A 14,552-nucleotide genomic window follows, 5' to 3' on the forward strand; every position below is an offset into this window, starting at 1 on the left:
TGTCGTATGAGAAGAATACCGGTCATGCGGAAACGACAGAGCCCATCTCACGAACCCGACCTGGAGATGGAATGTTCTCAGGATGTGGACGCAGGGATGCGTGATGCAGGCACCGGATCCCTGATATCGTCGAGAGGGCCTTCAAGCGCCGTCCGCGGAGGGATCAATTGCGGTTCGATAATGGTAACGACGGGATGAATCGGCGCCGCCTCAAGCAGTTCGAACCCCTTCTCCAGCATCGCAGAAATATTCGGTTTGGCCATGTAGACTGGAAAAGGCAGAAACGATGCGAACGGATCATAATCGAAGCAGCCAGCGACGATGTTCGCGAAGACCGCTTCATCGTGCCGTCCCATGAAACGAAGCAGGCCTTCGAAATTGATGGACGAGTTTATGAAAAGACAGCGCGGCAACCGGCCCTCACGGGCGAAAAACCGTTCAAAGGCCAGCTCCGTCATACGCGGCGAGTAACCGGTAATCTCGATGTCGTTTTGGCTTTCAATGCCGAAGAACGCATCCTTCGCCGCATGAAAGCCGGCGATACGCTCGCGGCTGGCATGGTCGTCGTGGCCGCCGAACAAGACGACATCATCAGGAACCAGCGCCCCCCCTTGGGCCGCATGCCGCAGAATTGCCGAGGTCAGCACCTCGGCTCCGTTCCTGTTATCGGAAATCACCGAGGATGCCAGCTTGCCGGGAAGATCGATATTCACATGGGGAAGGCCGGCCCGCGCGCAGACCTGATGGACGCCGTCCGGATCCGTAACGCCTGCGATAAACAGCGCATCGATCGAATAGGCGATCAAGGTTTCCACAGTCCGGCGCTCTTCTTCAGGATCACGACGGCCGGAGACAACCATAGGGGACAGACCGCGCAAACGCGCCTGCGCCTCGAACGTCTGGGCCATGGAGGAAAAGAAGCGGTTATCGTAAACCGGAACCAATAGCCCGACGAGACCGGACTTCGAGCTTCTCAAGCCACGCGCCTGAAGGTTTGTCGTATAACGCTGCGCTTTGGCAAGCGAGAGTATCTTCTCGGCCGTCTCCGTGGAAATCCGCCGTTTGCGCCATGACCCGTTCAAAACCGCGCTCACGGTCGAGGCCGACGCACCGGACAGGACTGACAGGTCGTAGATGGTAGCTTTCTTGGAATTCTGAACCGTCATCCTCATCTCCCGAATGATTCTGATTGGTAGAATATTAGTCCACTTGACGAAAGGCATGTTCGTGTTATGGTTATTGCACCATCGATTGTGCAAAAATGCAATATCGATTGTGCCTATGTAGATTGCTATGGGAGTGGCAAGGGAGCGTCTCGAATGGGCGAGACGGGAGATTTTAAAGCGCAGCAGGGAAGAGCTGTTGCGCGGATCTGCTTGCCGCAGTGTCTTTGGAGGAGGAACATCCATGAAGAAAATGATCGCGGCCGCTATCAGCCTGTCGCTGGCGCTGCTTTCATCCGCGGCATTTGCCGATGGACCGAAGGTCGGCGTCGTCGTGAAAATCGGTGGTATTCCGTGGTTCAACGCCATGGAAGCCGGTATCAAGGAGCAGAGCGCCAAGCTCGGCGTCCAGGGCTTCATGGTCGGCCCGACGAGCGCAGACCCGGCGCTTCAGGTGCGCGCCATCGAAGACTTGATCGCTCAGAAGGTTGACTTCATCGGCGTCGTCCCGAACGACGCGAAGGTGCTGGAGCCCGTGCTGAAAAAAGCGCAGGACGCAGGCATCAAGGTCATCACCCATGAATCGCCCAATCAGGCCGGGGCCACCTGGGATTTCGAACTTGCATCCGCCAAGGGCTTTGGTGAGGCGCATGGCAAGCTGCTTGCCGAAAAGATGGGCGGCAAAGGTTCCTACGCGGTGTTTGTCGGCTCGCTGACCGTGCCGCTGCACAATGCCTGGGCGGATGGAGCCATCGCCTACATCAAGGCCAACTATCCCGACATGAAACTCATCGGTGATCGTTACGGCGTGGCCGAGGATCTGGATAAGAGCCGCTCGACGGCACTCGATCTCATGTCGGCCAACGCTGATCTCAAGGGCTTCCTGGCCTTCGGTTCGCAGGGACCGATTGGCGCTGGCCGCGCGGTGGAAGAACGCCGCAAGGACGGCAAGGTCTTCGTCATCGGTCCGTTCTCGCCGGGACAGGGTGCAAAGTTGATCAAGTCCGGTGCGCTGACAGGCGGGTTCATGTGGAACCCCAAACAGGCTGGGGAAGTGTTCATCACGCTTGCCGATCGCATTGCCAAGGGTCAGGATCCCAAGGCTGGCGACGACATTCCGGGCCTCGGCAAGATCAATCCTGAAGGTAACACGATCGTCGTCGATCAGCTGCTGAAGATCGACAAGGAAAGCATCGACAAGCTGGTTTCCATGGGCCTCTGATCCTCCCCAAGCCCAACGGGTCGCGCCCGGGCATGCCGGGCGCGACCTATCCTCGACAATTCCGTCGTCCACAGCATCCGCCCACAAAGGCGGCTGAGCGAAGAGATTTGCCATGATGAGCGCCGAACCGCTCCTGTCCCTCAAGAACATCAAGATCACATTCGGCGGCGTTCGCGCCCTGAAAGGCGTCTCGTTCGAGGTCAATCCCGGGGAAGTGCATTGCCTTGCCGGCGAAAACGGCTGCGGCAAGAGTACCCTGATCAAGATCATTACCGGTGTCTACAAGCCTGAAGACGGCGCGGAGTTCTTCTTCGACGGGCAGCCGATCACGGCGATGACGCCGAGCATGGCCCAGTCGCTCGGCATTCAGGTAATCTGGCAGGATCTGGCGCTGTTCGGCGAGATGACCGTCGCCGAGAATATCGGCTTCCAATACGCCGTGAGCGGCAAATATGGCCTTGTCGACAAGCGCGCGATGGAGAAGGCCGCCGAAAAGGCGCTTGCCCGCCTCGGCGTCTCGCTCGACCTGCATCTGCCGTTGAAGGAGCTGCCGATCGCGCAACGCCAGATCGTCGCCATCGCCCGCGCGCTGGTCGGCGAAGCGCGGCTTGTCTTCATGGACGAGCCGACGGCGTCACTGACCCAGTCCGAAACCGATTACCTGATCGAGATCGTCCGCAATCTCTCAGCATCCGGCGTGGCAGTTGTCTTCGTTTCGCATCGCCTGGCCGAAGTGCTGGAGATTTCCGATCGCATGACCGTCCTGCGTGATGGCGCGCTGGTCGGCGTCTTCCCCGTCGAAGGCATGACCCAGTCACGAGTGACAGAGCTGATGACCGGCCGCAATTTCGATAGCGCCGTCATCGCTGCCGATCACGACGATCAGCCGGTCGTTCTGTCGGTGAAGAACCTTTCCCGTGCCAACGAATTCGAGAATATTTCCTTCGATCTGCGCCGCGGCGAAACGCTGGGCGTGACCGGGCTTCTGGGTGCCGGCCGTACAGAACTGGCGCTCACCCTTTTCGGCATGCGCAAACCGCATTCCGGCGAGATCGTGCTCGATGGAGAGACGGTCCACTTCGGCTCCAACCGGGAAGCCATTCGTGCGGGTGTCGCCTATCTTTCGGAGGATCGCCTGTCGCTCGGCCTCAACCAGCCGCAGTCGATCGCCGACAATCTCGTCATGGCCTCGCTTGGCCGCATCCTGTCGGGTGGCCTCATCTCGCCTCCGAAAAAGGAAAATGTCGTCGCGCACTGGATTTCCGCGCTCGGCGTCAAGATCGGCAAGCCGGAAGATCCAATCCGAACGCTGTCGGGCGGTAACCAGCAGCGCGTCGCGATTGCCAAATGGCTCGCGATCGGACCCAAGATTCTCATCCTCGATGCGCCGACGGTCGGTGTCGATGTCGGCGCCCGCGCAGGCATCTTCGAGATCGTCCGCAAGCTTGCTGCCGACGGTCTGTCGATCATCCTCATCTCCGACGAGCCGCCGGAGGTCTATTTCAACGCGGATCGCATCATCCATATGGCCGAAGGCCGGATCAAGGCGACCTATGACCCGCGGCAGATGTCGCTGACCGACCTGGAAGGAAAAGTCTATGCGTAGGTTGATGCTTGGCCACACGACCGAGTTCACGCTGTTCGCCGTGATGATCGTCCTTTGCGTCGCGCTTTCGTTCGCGACAGACAGGTTCTTCACGATCTCCAATGCCTTCGACGTTTTGAACGTCTCGGCCGTCAACATCATTTTCGCGGTCGGCCTGCTTGTCGTGCTGATCTCCGGCGGCATCGACATCTCATTCGCGGTGGCGGCCTCGGTGGTGCAGTATGTGACCGCGCTGGCAATTGCGTATCTGGGCGGGGGCAATTGGGCCGAGGGCTTCATCATCGCCGGTGCAGTCGGCATAGGCCTCGGTCTGATCAACGCGGCGCTTGTCTACAAGCTGCAGATCATCTCGATCGTCGCGACCATCTCGACCTTCAATATCTTCTTCGGCTTGCTGATGTTCTTCACAAAAGGCGTATCGATCTACGACCTGCCGGAATGGCTGACCACGCGCGTCGTCTTCTACGAGCGTGAGATGAGTGACGGCTCCTGGCTGGAACTGACATTGCCGGTCGTGGTGATGATCCTCTGCTGCGTCGCCACCTGGTTCATGATGTCCCGCACCACGATCGGCCGCCAGCTTTATGCCTTCGGCGACAATCCGGAAGGTGCGCGCCGCTTCGGCATCAATATCGGAGCCATGCATTACATCTCGTTTGGATGGCTTGGCCTGATGGCGGGTATCGGCGGATTGATGCAGGCGCATTATGCCGAAGAAGTCGTGCCGAACGCACTTTACGGCCGTGAACTCGACGTGCTTGCCGCAACCGTTCTCGGCGGTGCGCGGCTTGGCGGCGGCAAGGGATCGGTCATCGGTTGCGTGCTTGGCGTGCTGATGGTGTCGATTACCCAGAACGGTCTCAACCTGATGGGCGTTTCGCCCTTCGCCTTCAAGATGATCGTCGGCGCCATCATCCTCGTCGCCATAACGCTCTCCTCCGCGCGGATCGACAAGCTCCTGCCGTTCTTTGCCAAGGGCAATATCCAGAAGGGTCAAGCCCAGAAGAGGGAGGCGCACTGATGTCGTCGCTGATACAGAAGTTCAACAAAACGTTCGGTGCGGACATGGCAGGCCCGGTCATCGCCTTCGTGGTGGTGATGGTCATCTTCGGCCTTGGCGCAGACAACTTCCTGTCGCTTGGCACATTTGGTTCGGTCGCTTTCCAGCTTCCCGAACTCGGCCTGCTCACACTTGCCATGCTGCTGCCTCTCCTGACCGGTGGGATCAATCTGTCGGTGACCTTCACCGCCAATCTCTCCGGCCTTGCCGCCGCAAGCGTTCTGCAGGCCTTTGGCGGCGTCGATGCGTCGGGTGGCGCCTTCGTGATTGCCGTTGCAGCCGCCGTGGCAACCGGTGCCGCGGCCGGCCTGATGACCGGCGCGGCGATCGCCTATACCCGGGCTCACCCGATCCTTGTCACCCTGTCGATGATGATCTTCCTGCGCGGTCTTGGCGAGTTCCTGACGCGTGGCGGCGATGTCTCGGGCTTCCCGAGCTATATGGAGCCGATCGGTCATGGATCGATCTTCGGTCTGCCTATCCCGCTTCTGATCTTCATTGTCTGTGTTGGGATCTGGCAGGTTCTCCTGACCCGCAGCAAGCTCGGCTTCGGGCTGCTGATGATCGGCTCCAATGTCGAGGCCGGGCAGTATTCGGGCCTCAACACCCGCCGCATCATCATGCTCGTCTACACGCTGTCGGGTGTCATGTGTGCCGTCGCCGGCATTATCATGCTTGCCCGTTTCAACTCGGTCCGTATCGGCCACGGGGAATCCTATCTGCTGATCACCGTGCTTGCGGCATTTCTCGGCGGCATCAATCCGTTCGGCGGCTTTGGCCGTGTGCTGCCGGTCTTTGTCGCGCTCGTAGTGCTGCAGCTTCTGTCTTCGGGTCTCAACCTGATGGGCGCCAACCAGCATCTGGCAACGGCGCTCTGGGGCGTGCTGATGATCGTGGTGATGGCGGCCCGCACCATCGTTTCCTCCTATTTCGCATCCCGTAGAAAGAAGATCTGACATGCAAGGTTTCGGTATTCACGCAATGGTCTGGTCCACCGTCTGGGACTATGCCGGTGCCGAGCGCGCCATTGCCGGTGCTGCCCAGCATGGCCAGGATTATATCGAGATCCCGCTGATCGATCTTGCGTCTGTCGATACAGGCCATACGCGTGCGCTGCTCGAAAAGCATCGTCTCCGTTCCGTCTGCTCGCTCGTGCTGCCGGAACGGGCCTGGGCCTCGGTTCGCCCTGATGCGGCGATCGAGCATCTGACGGCAGCCCTTGATAAGGCCAAGGAGATCGGCGCCGAGGCGCTCACCGGTGTGACCTTCGGCGGCACCAACGAGCGGACCGGTTTTCCGCCGACTGAGGGCGAATACGACAACCTGACCCGTGCGCTCGGTACCGCCGCCAAACATGCCAAGGCGCTCGGGCTGGAATTCGGCATCGAGGCAGTCAACCGCTATGAGAGCCACTTGATCAATTCCGCCGAGCAGGCGGTCGCGTTGGTCGAGCGGATCGGCCTCGACAACGTCTTTGTCCACCTCGACACATTCCATATGAACATGGAGGAAAAGGGCATTGCCAACGGCATCATCGCCGCGCGTGATCATCTGAAATGCATGCATATGTCGGAAAGCGACCGCGGCACGCCGGGTTATGGCAACATCGCCTGGGATGAACTGTTTGGTGCGCTCGCGGCGATCGGCTTCAAGGGCCTGCTGACGCTTGAAAGCTTCGTGACAATGCAGGCTGTGATGCCGGGCGATATCTCGACCTGGCGCCCCGTCGCCCGTGATGTTGACGAAGTGCTCAACAATGGCCTGTCATTCCTGCGTAACAAAGCGGAACAGTACCGGATTTTCCAAGCGACCGCCCGCCCTTGAGGCAGCCGGCCCTTTTCTTCAATGACCGTGGTGAGGACCACCTTGAGCAAGATAGAAGACAATGCGCGCGAGATCGCCGCACAAGCCCACCATCGCTTCGGCCAGGAGAAAGGCCGACGGGTGATGATCGCGATCGCCGGAGCTCCCGGATCGGGTAAATCGACGATCGCCGAACGGGTCGTGGATGAGCTGAACGGCAAGGGCGATATTTCGGCAGCGCTCTTCCCGATGGATGGCTACCATTATGATGACGTGGTGCTGGAAGACATGGGACGTCGACCGTTCAAGGGCGCTATCGATACATTCGATGCGCATGGGCTTCGACATATGCTGGAGCGCCTCAAGGCCAATCAGGATGACGTGATCGCCGTGCCGGTCTTCGATCGCTCGATTGAAATCGCCCGTGCCGGCGGTCGTCTGATCGCGCAATCCATCGATATCATCGTCTGCGAAGGCAATTACCTGCTCGCCAGCCAGTCACCTTGGGATCGTCTGAAGCCGATCTTCGACTTTACCGTCTTCGTCGATGTCGATGAGAGCGATCTGCGAACCAGGTTGCAGGATCGCTGGCGCGGCTTTGGTCTGGATGAGGCCGAGATCACCAGGAAGGTCGAGGAAAACGATCTTCCCAACGGCCTGTCGATCATCGCCAACAGCAGTGAGCCCGACCTTCGCGTGAAAAATCCGGGGAGCAGTCAGACAAAGGAATGACGCTCCAACTGCCTTCGACACTGGTCAGAGGGAGGAGATGCCGAATGAGGCAAGCCCTTGGCCGCTTTATCGAAACCCCGACAGCGACAGCTGAAAATTGAGAGAGGCTCCCATGAAACACGGCATCTATTACTCCTACTGGGAACACGAATGGAGCGCCAAATTCGGCCCCTATGTCGAAAAGGTCGCCAAGCTCGGCTTCGACATTATCGAAGTCGCGGCCCATCACATCAACGAATATAGCGATGCGGATCTCGCCGCCATCAATAAGAGCGCCAAGGATAATGGTATCATCCTGACCGCGGGTATCGGCCCATCAAAGACGAAGAACCTGTCGTCGCCCGATGCCGACGTGCGCAAGGCCGGCAAGGCATTCTTCGAACAGACACTGACCAATGTCGCCAAGCTCGACATCAAAACGATCGGCGGCGCGCTTCATTCCTACTGGCCGGTCGATTATTCGAAACCGGTCGACAAGGAAGGCGATCGTGCCCGCGGCGTCGAAGGCATCCACGGCATCGCCGACTTCGCCAATAATCTTGGCATCAACCTGTGCATCGAAGTGCTCAACCGCTTTGAGAACCACGTTCTCAACACTGCAGCCGAAGGTGTGGCCTTCGTCAAGGAAGTCGGCAAGCCGAACGTCAAGGTCATGCTCGACACGTTCCATATGAACATCGAGGAAGACAGCTTTGGCGAAGCCATCCGTACCGCCGGCCCGCTGCTTGGCCATTTCCACACGGGCGAAAGTAATCGTCGCGTGCCGGGTGTCGGCAGAATGCCGTGGCATGAGATCGGTCTTGCGCTGCGCGAGATCAACTACACCGGCGCCGTGGTGATGGAACCCTTCGTCAAGACCGGCGGAACGATCGGATCAGACATCAAGGTCTGGCGCGACCTGACCAATGGTGCAGACGAGGCGAAGATGGACGAAGACGCGCGCAATGCGCTCGCTTTCTCCCGCTTTGTGCTCGGTGGCTGATCAGGCAGTCGCTACCCTGTCGTAGTCCTGGACTACGTTTGACTGGAACGCATGCGAGAGACCTGTCTCTCGCATCGTCTATCAGTTGAATCATGAGGTGACGGATCACCAACGATCGCCGCCCGATAATCTTTACTTCTCTCGCGCGTTTGCGGTGCAAGACAAACAACGACACACCCGAACTGGTTTCGTTTTGAAAGAGAATGGTTCTTGTTCCATTTGGAAACGAGGGCCCTGCGGCCCTCGAGTTTGGCCGCATGCCTAGAGAAGATCCTCAGGCTGGATGAAATCCATGTCGGTGTAATCGATATTGTCCCCGGCCATCGCCCAGATAAAAGTATAGCTGCCGATGCCGGCACCGGAATGAATGGACCACGGCGGAGAAATCGCGCCTTCCTCGTTGCCGATAAAGAGGTGGCGGGTTTCATGCGGTTCGCCCATCAGGTGCAGGACCCGGGATTTCGGCTCCATGCCGAAATAGAGGTAAGCTTCCATACGGCGATCATGGATATGTGAGGGGATCGTGTTCCAGACGGAGCCGTCTTCGAGTTCCGTATATCCAAGAACGAGCTGGCAGCTTTCCATCACCAGCGGGTGAATGAACTGGTTGATGGTCCGCTTGTTGGAAGTCTCGGACGCGCCAAGCTTCACTTCCTTGCTGTCTGCCTTGGTGATCAATCGGTTGGGGCAGGAGCGATGTGCCGGGCAAGAAGTGATATAGAAACGCCCTGCACCGCTGAAGGTAACAGCACCTGCGCCCGCGCCGATATAAAGCACGTCACCGTGCTGCAGCTCCCAGCTCTCGCTGGCAATGCTTACCGTGCCGGTGTCACCGATATTGACGATGCCCATTTCCCGCCGATCAAGTAAAGAAGGGGTTTTGGTTTCCTCCACTTTATCGAGCACCAACGTTCCGCCGGCAGGAACAGCGCCACCGACAATGAAACGGTCGTAATGCGTATATATCAGCCGGATTTCGCCTTCGCGAAACATATCCGAGGCAAGGAAATGCGCACGAAGTTCCGCGGTGCCCATGGCTTTCGCTTGAGCGGGGTGCACCGCGTGCCTTGTCTCGACTTTTAGCATAGACATCTCCTCCTATTGGCCGCAGCCATCTCATCCTACGTGTTGCGTATATCTGTACGACAACCTCATCCAGGTCAAGGCATCTTCGTGGCCGAGCAGATGAGGTGACAGCACCTGTCTGCCAGAAACGATCAAATTGGCGATCAGGCAACGGATATGCAGAACGCATTTGACATGCTGTCAACAACATGCGTAAATCTGTCTGGCAAGTTAGAATATTTCTGGGAGGAACTATGATCATCACCGACGTCGAAGTCCGCGTCTTCCGCACGACCACTCGTCGGCATTCCGACAGCGCCGGTCACGCGCATCCCGGTCCGCCGCATCAGGTGGAACAGGCGATGCTGACCATTCGTACCGAGGACGGCCAAGAAGGCCACTCCTTCACCGCGCCGGAAATCGTTCGCCCACATGTCATCGAGAAATTCGTCAAGAAGGTCCTGATTGGTCAGGATTACCGGGATCGGGAAAGGTTGTGGCAGGATCTTGCCCATTGGCAGCGCGGCTCCGCCGCACAGCTGACCGATCGCACCCTTGCCGTCGTCGATTGCGCGCTCTGGGATCTCGCCGGCCGCGCGACCAACACACCTGTTTACAAGTTAATCGGCGCCTATCGCGACAAGGTGCTCGCCTATGGCTCCATCATGTGTGGAGACGAGATCGAGGGCGGCCTCGCAACGCCGGAAGATTACGGACGTTTTGCCGAAACGCTGGTAAAGCGCGGTTACAAGGGCATCAAGCTGCATACCTGGATGCCGCCGGTCAGCTGGGCCCCGGATGTGAAGATGGACATCAAGGCCTGCGCCGCTGTACGCGAAGCTGTCGGCCCCGATATCCGGCTGATGATCGATGCCTTCCACTGGTATTCGCGCACCGATGCGCTGGAACTCGGACGCGGTCTTGAAAAACTCGGCTTCGACTGGATCGAGGAGCCGATGGACGAGCAGTCCATGTCTTCCTACAAGTGGCTTGCCGACAATCTGGATATCCCGGTCGTCGGCCCTGAAAGCGCCGCCGGCAAGCACTGGCATCGTGCCGAGTGGGTAAAATCCGGCGCTTGCGACATCCTGCGTACCGGCGTCAACGATGTCGGCGGCATCACGCCGGCCTTGAAGACGATGCATATGGCCGAATCCTTCGGAATCGAATGCGAGGTGCACGGCAACACGGCGATGAACCTGCATGTCGTGGCGGCGGTGAAGAATTGCCGCTGGTATGAGCGCGGCCTGCTTCATCCCTTCCTCGAATACGACGACGGCCACGACTATCTCAAGTCGCTCTCGGACCCGATGGACAGGGACGGTTACGTCCATGTTCCCGATCGTCCGGGCCTCGGTGAAGACATCGATTTCGCCTTCATTGAAAACAACCGGGTAAGGTGAGATCATGAAAACACTTCTGGCCTTCGGCGACAGCCTGACCTGGGGAGCGGATCCGAAAACGGGTCTGCGACACCCGCGTCAGCATCGCTGGCCGGAAGTGTTGAAAGCCGAACTCGGCTTTCAGGTCGATGTCCTGTCCGACGGGCTTGGCGGCCGCACCACATGCTATGACGATCACACCGGGCCAGCCTGCCGAAACGGCGCCCGCGCATTGTCGGTGGCGCTGGCCGTCCACATGCCGCTCGATCTCGTCGTGATCATGCTCGGCACCAATGACCTGAAGCCGGTCCATGGTGGCCGCGCCGAGGCGGCGTTTTCCGGCATGCGGCGGCTTGCCGAGATCGTCGAGACCTTTCCCTATAAGCCGCGCTCGGCACGTCCGCGGCTGATGCTGGTTGCTCCACCACCCTGCGTGACGGACGACAACGGCCAGGTGGCCGGCGGCCGCAGTATTGCGGAATCACAAAGACTTGCGCCGCTCTACCGCAAACTTGCCGCAGAACTCGGACACGACTTCTTCGATGCAGGCAGTGCCGCAAGCGCTTCGCCGATCGACGGCGTGCACATGGATATCGCAAACACGGAGGCTTTGGGCAGGGCGCTGTCGGGCCCGGTGGCAGACATTCTCGGGTGATCGGCTTGGCTTGGGAGAGCGACAGGCCGAAGGAATGAAATCATGGAGGGGCCGTATTCCACGCGAAGCGGCATCAAACGGAGGAAACATGCGACACTTTTTTGCAACTGCAGCCGTCGGAGCGCTCCTGCTCGGCGCCATGCCTCTCAACGCTCTGGCGGAAACGCCGAAAGACCAGCTTGTCGTGGCGACCACGATGAACAACATCCTGACGCTCGATCCGGCCGCCATTACCGGCCGCGAGACTGTTCAGGTGCTCAACAATATCTACGACACGCTTGTCGTCCTGAGCGACAAGGATCGCTCGATCCAGCCGCGCATCGCGGAAAGCTGGGAGATTTCCGAGGACCGGATGTCGATCCGCTTCCATCTGCGCAAGGCAACGTTCGCCTCCGGCAATCCGGTCACCGCCAATGACGTGGTCTGGAGCCTGAAACGCCTGCTCACCCGCAACCTTGCCCAGGCTTCTCTGCTCAAGACCCGCGGCTTTAAGGCGGAAGCGGCCGACAAGCTCTTCGTCGCCGAAGACGAACAGACCTTCGTCCTCAACCTGCCGCAGCCGGATGACCCGAACCTCGTGCTGATGGTGCTGGCGCAGAACGGCCCCGGCTCGATCATCGACAGCAAGACGGCGCTTGAAAACGAGAAGGACGGCGATCTCGGCGCCGGATGGCTGACCTTGAATTCGGCCGGCTCCGGTCCGTTCACGCTCGGCCAGTGGAAGTCGAACGAATATATCATCCTCACCCGCAACGGCGATTACTGGGGCGAGGCTCCGGCGATGAAGCGCGTGCTGATGCGCCATCTGCCGGAATCGCAGTCGCAGCGCCTGATGCTCGAAAAAGGTGATATCGACGTCGCCTATTCATTGCAGGCACCGGACCTGAAGTCGCTGGAAACCGATGCCAAGATCAAGATCGAGTCGACACCCGGCTCCGGCTTCTACTATCTCGGCGTGTCGATGAAGGACGAGCGTTTTGCCAAGCCGAAGGTGCGCGAAGCGCTGCGTTACCTCATCGATTATGAAGGTCTCGACAAGGCCGTCATGCCCTATTACGGCAAGGTCCGCCAGCGCCAGATCAGCACCGGCGTCATGGGTTCGCTGCCGGATCCGGGCTACAAGCTCGACGTTGCAAAGGCAAAGGCGCTGCTGGCGGAAGCCGGTTATCCGAACGGTTTCAAGACAACGCTCCGCGTCCTGTCGGAAGATCCGTTCATGAAGGCGGCGACCGCCATCCAGAACACGCTCGCCCAGGCCGGCATTCAGGCCGAACTGATCACCGGTTCCGGCGACCAGATCTATGGCGCGATGCGCGAGCGCAAGTTCGAGCTGCTTGTCGGCCGCGGCGGCGGCGGCCAGCAGCCTCACCCGGACAACAACCTGCGCGCACTTGCCTATAATCCGGACAATTCGGATGAAGCCAAGCTCACCAACTATCAGAGCTGGCGTACGAGCTTCTATGACGAAAAGCTCAACAAGATGATCGGCGACGCGCTTGTCGAGCGCGATCCGGCAAAACAGACCAAGGCCTATGAAGACATCCAAGCCTACATGGAAGAGATCGTCATGTCTCTCCAGCCCTTCTCGGAAGTGGTCGATACCGCCGCATTCCGCAGCGATGTCGGCGGCATGATCGTCAATCCCTGGCTCTCCCGTTTTGAGGGCATCACGAAACAGCGCTAACCCCTCCAGGCAGCTGTTTCGACGAAGAGGCGCATGGCAACATGCGCCTCTTTTCGCCTGGGCATCCTCTAGGTAGTTGGCCCAGACAGAAGGTCAAAATTGCACCGCATGTCCAAATCGGGCCGAACGGGCTTCAGTTCTGCAACGCCCAGTCCGCCACCTGCCAGCGCATTTGTCCGCGATCGGCGACGACACGGCCGAGACCTGGGAAAGGCATGTGCGTGGCGGCAATGAGCGCACCTTCTGAAGCAGCCATGGGGAAAAAGCGGTCGCGCATCGCCTTGGCGGCTTCGCGGTCCTGCTCGAACAGGAAGAACACATCGGTTGCGGCAGGATGCACGACCGGGAAGATCATGTCCGAAACCATGATCAGGCTCTGCCCGCCATCTTCGACCCTGACCCCGATATGGCCGGGTGTATGGCCCGTCAGGTCGACGATCGAAACGCCCGGTGAGATCTCGCGCTCGCCGTCGATCGCCTGGAGTTTTGGATAGAGCCGGACGACCTCCTCCGCCATCTTGAAGCTGGGCTGCAGAAAATCGGGCGCACCGTTGCGCTTTGCCGGGTCTGTCCAGTGGGCGACGTCGCGGCGATCGATATAGAGTTCCGCCTTCGGAAAATTGTTCTTACCGCCGGCGATCAGCCCACCCATGTGGTCCTGATGCAGATGCGTCACGATCACGGCGTCGATCTCGTCAAGTTTCAAGCCCAGCGCGGATAGAGCCTGCGGCAACTGGCCCGTCTGGCCGATAGAGCCCGCGGCACCGGCATCGATCAGGATGCGGCGCTGGCCATCCTCGATGAGATACTGGTTGAACAGAAACCGCACGCCGCTCGGCCGGGCGGTGAACTGCGCGGTAGCCGCCTTTTCGACCTCGGCCGCATCGCGTCCCGGAAAATAGTCAAAGGGCATATCGGCATAACCGTCCGTCAGGGCGGTGACCGTGAAGCGACCGATGCGGATCTGCGCGAGCGGCGTAACGCTGACCGGCGAGCCCGTGGCCGCCTGCGCCGCCGCAATGACCGTTGTTGGCGCGCCTGCGATCAGGCTTGCCCCGGCGAGGCCGAGAGGAAGAGTGGAGACAAAGGATCTGCGTGAAAATTCAGCCATGATGCGGCCCCCCGAATCATTGAAAAATACGGGCGACAGCCGCCGCCCCCAAGAACGCGTGCAGGCTATGACACACGCAACCGATAA

At 59.4% G+C, this 14,552-nt stretch carries 13 protein-coding genes; 10 read left to right on the top strand and 3 right to left on the bottom strand.

What is annotated here, in order from left to right:
* Positions 1-77 precede the first annotated feature (77 nt).
* Positions 78-1,166: a LacI family DNA-binding transcriptional regulator gene (locus GGE33_RS18710; RefSeq protein ID WP_183826437.1), complete on the bottom strand. Its 1,089-nt coding sequence runs from the start codon at positions 1,164-1,166 to the stop codon at positions 78-80.
* A gap of 241 nt (positions 1,167-1,407) precedes the next feature.
* Between GGE33_RS18710 and GGE33_RS18715 the strand changes: the two genes are divergently transcribed.
* The 7 genes from GGE33_RS18715 (at position 1,408) to GGE33_RS18745 (ending at position 8,568) form a co-directional block, all read left to right on the top strand.
* Positions 1,408-2,385 (top strand): substrate-binding domain-containing protein, encoded by a 978-nt coding sequence (locus GGE33_RS18715; protein WP_183826440.1) that lies wholly within the window; start codon positions 1,408-1,410, stop codon positions 2,383-2,385.
* Positions 2,386-2,500: 115 nt separating this feature from the next.
* A complete protein-coding gene (locus tag GGE33_RS18720) occupies positions 2,501-3,991 on the top strand; it encodes a sugar ABC transporter ATP-binding protein (protein ID WP_183826781.1) in 1,491 nt (496 codons plus the stop codon).
* Positions 3,984-5,012 (top strand): ABC transporter permease, encoded by a 1,029-nt coding sequence (locus GGE33_RS18725; RefSeq protein WP_183826443.1) that lies wholly within the window; start codon positions 3,984-3,986, stop codon positions 5,010-5,012. Before GGE33_RS18720 ends, GGE33_RS18725 begins: the two co-directional genes overlap by 8 nt.
* A complete protein-coding gene (locus tag GGE33_RS18730) occupies positions 5,012-6,007 on the top strand; it encodes an ABC transporter permease (RefSeq protein WP_148146825.1) in 996 nt (331 codons plus the stop codon). The genes GGE33_RS18725 and GGE33_RS18730 overlap by 1 nt, the downstream gene beginning before the upstream one ends.
* A gap of 1 nt (position 6,008) precedes the next feature.
* Positions 6,009-6,875: a sugar phosphate isomerase/epimerase family protein gene (locus GGE33_RS18735; protein ID WP_183826448.1), complete on the top strand. Its 867-nt coding sequence runs from the start codon at positions 6,009-6,011 to the stop codon at positions 6,873-6,875.
* A 21-nt stretch (positions 6,876-6,896) separates the two neighbouring features.
* Complete coding sequence (locus GGE33_RS18740) at positions 6,897-7,586, top strand: nucleoside triphosphate hydrolase (RefSeq protein ID WP_343062531.1); 690 nt, start codon at positions 6,897-6,899, stop codon at positions 7,584-7,586.
* Between the two features lie 112 nt (positions 7,587-7,698).
* Positions 7,699-8,568: a D-psicose 3-epimerase gene (locus tag GGE33_RS18745; RefSeq protein ID WP_183826454.1), complete on the top strand. Its 870-nt coding sequence runs from the start codon at positions 7,699-7,701 to the stop codon at positions 8,566-8,568.
* A gap of 261 nt (positions 8,569-8,829) precedes the next feature.
* Here GGE33_RS18745 and kduI read toward each other — a convergent pair whose 3' ends face one another.
* Entirely contained in the window at positions 8,830-9,654 is an 825-nt protein-coding gene (gene kduI, locus GGE33_RS18750; RefSeq protein ID WP_183826784.1) for a 5-dehydro-4-deoxy-D-glucuronate isomerase, read from the bottom strand.
* A gap of 233 nt (positions 9,655-9,887) precedes the next feature.
* Between kduI and GGE33_RS18755 the strand changes: the two genes are divergently transcribed.
* The 3 genes from GGE33_RS18755 (at position 9,888) to GGE33_RS18765 (ending at position 13,354) form a co-directional block, all read left to right on the top strand.
* Positions 9,888-11,036, top strand: coding sequence for a mandelate racemase family protein (locus tag GGE33_RS18755; protein ID WP_183826457.1), 1,149 nt, complete (start codon positions 9,888-9,890; stop codon positions 11,034-11,036).
* A 4-nt stretch (positions 11,037-11,040) separates the two neighbouring features.
* Positions 11,041-11,670, top strand: coding sequence for an SGNH/GDSL hydrolase family protein (locus GGE33_RS18760; protein WP_183826460.1), 630 nt, complete (start codon positions 11,041-11,043; stop codon positions 11,668-11,670).
* 88 nt (positions 11,671-11,758) lie between these two features.
* The gene (locus GGE33_RS18765; protein ID WP_183826464.1) at positions 11,759-13,354 is read left to right on the top strand and encodes an ABC transporter substrate-binding protein; all 1,596 of its coding nucleotides are present in this window, start codon (positions 11,759-11,761) and stop codon (positions 13,352-13,354) included.
* 133 nt (positions 13,355-13,487) lie between these two features.
* Here the strand turns inward: GGE33_RS18765 and GGE33_RS18770 are convergent, their stop codons facing one another.
* Complete coding sequence (locus GGE33_RS18770; protein ID WP_183826467.1) at positions 13,488-14,465, bottom strand: MBL fold metallo-hydrolase; 978 nt, start codon at positions 14,463-14,465, stop codon at positions 13,488-13,490.
* Between the last annotated feature and the right edge of the window lie 87 nt (positions 14,466-14,552).

The sequence above is a fragment of the Aliirhizobium cellulosilyticum genome (assembly GCF_014198105.1).
GTDB lineage: Bacteria > Pseudomonadota > Alphaproteobacteria > Rhizobiales > Rhizobiaceae > Neorhizobium > Neorhizobium cellulosilyticum.

Excerpts from the sequence above, each read along its gene's own strand:
- GGE33_RS18710 (WP_183826437.1), bottom strand. The coding sequence starts at position 1,166 with ATGACGGTTCAGAATTCCAAGAAAGCTACCATCTACGACCTGTCAGTC.
- GGE33_RS18715 (WP_183826440.1), top strand. The coding sequence starts at position 1,408 with ATGAAGAAAATGATCGCGGCCGCTATCAGCCTGTCGCTGGCGCTGCTT.
- GGE33_RS18720 (WP_183826781.1), top strand. The coding sequence starts at position 2,501 with ATGAGCGCCGAACCGCTCCTGTCCCTCAAGAACATCAAGATCACATTC.
- GGE33_RS18725 (WP_183826443.1), top strand. The coding sequence starts at position 3,984 with ATGCGTAGGTTGATGCTTGGCCACACGACCGAGTTCACGCTGTTCGCC.
- GGE33_RS18730 (WP_148146825.1), top strand. The coding sequence starts at position 5,012 with ATGTCGTCGCTGATACAGAAGTTCAACAAAACGTTCGGTGCGGACATG.
- GGE33_RS18735 (WP_183826448.1), top strand. The coding sequence starts at position 6,009 with ATGCAAGGTTTCGGTATTCACGCAATGGTCTGGTCCACCGTCTGGGAC.
- GGE33_RS18740 (WP_343062531.1), top strand. The coding sequence starts at position 6,897 with ATGACCGTGGTGAGGACCACCTTGAGCAAGATAGAAGACAATGCGCGC.
- GGE33_RS18745 (WP_183826454.1), top strand. The coding sequence starts at position 7,699 with ATGAAACACGGCATCTATTACTCCTACTGGGAACACGAATGGAGCGCC.
- kduI (WP_183826784.1), bottom strand. The coding sequence starts at position 9,654 with ATGCTAAAAGTCGAGACAAGGCACGCGGTGCACCCCGCTCAAGCGAAA.
- GGE33_RS18755 (WP_183826457.1), top strand. The coding sequence starts at position 9,888 with ATGATCATCACCGACGTCGAAGTCCGCGTCTTCCGCACGACCACTCGT.
- GGE33_RS18760 (WP_183826460.1), top strand. The coding sequence starts at position 11,041 with ATGAAAACACTTCTGGCCTTCGGCGACAGCCTGACCTGGGGAGCGGAT.
- GGE33_RS18765 (WP_183826464.1), top strand. The coding sequence starts at position 11,759 with ATGCGACACTTTTTTGCAACTGCAGCCGTCGGAGCGCTCCTGCTCGGC.
- GGE33_RS18770 (WP_183826467.1), bottom strand. The coding sequence starts at position 14,465 with ATGGCTGAATTTTCACGCAGATCCTTTGTCTCCACTCTTCCTCTCGGC.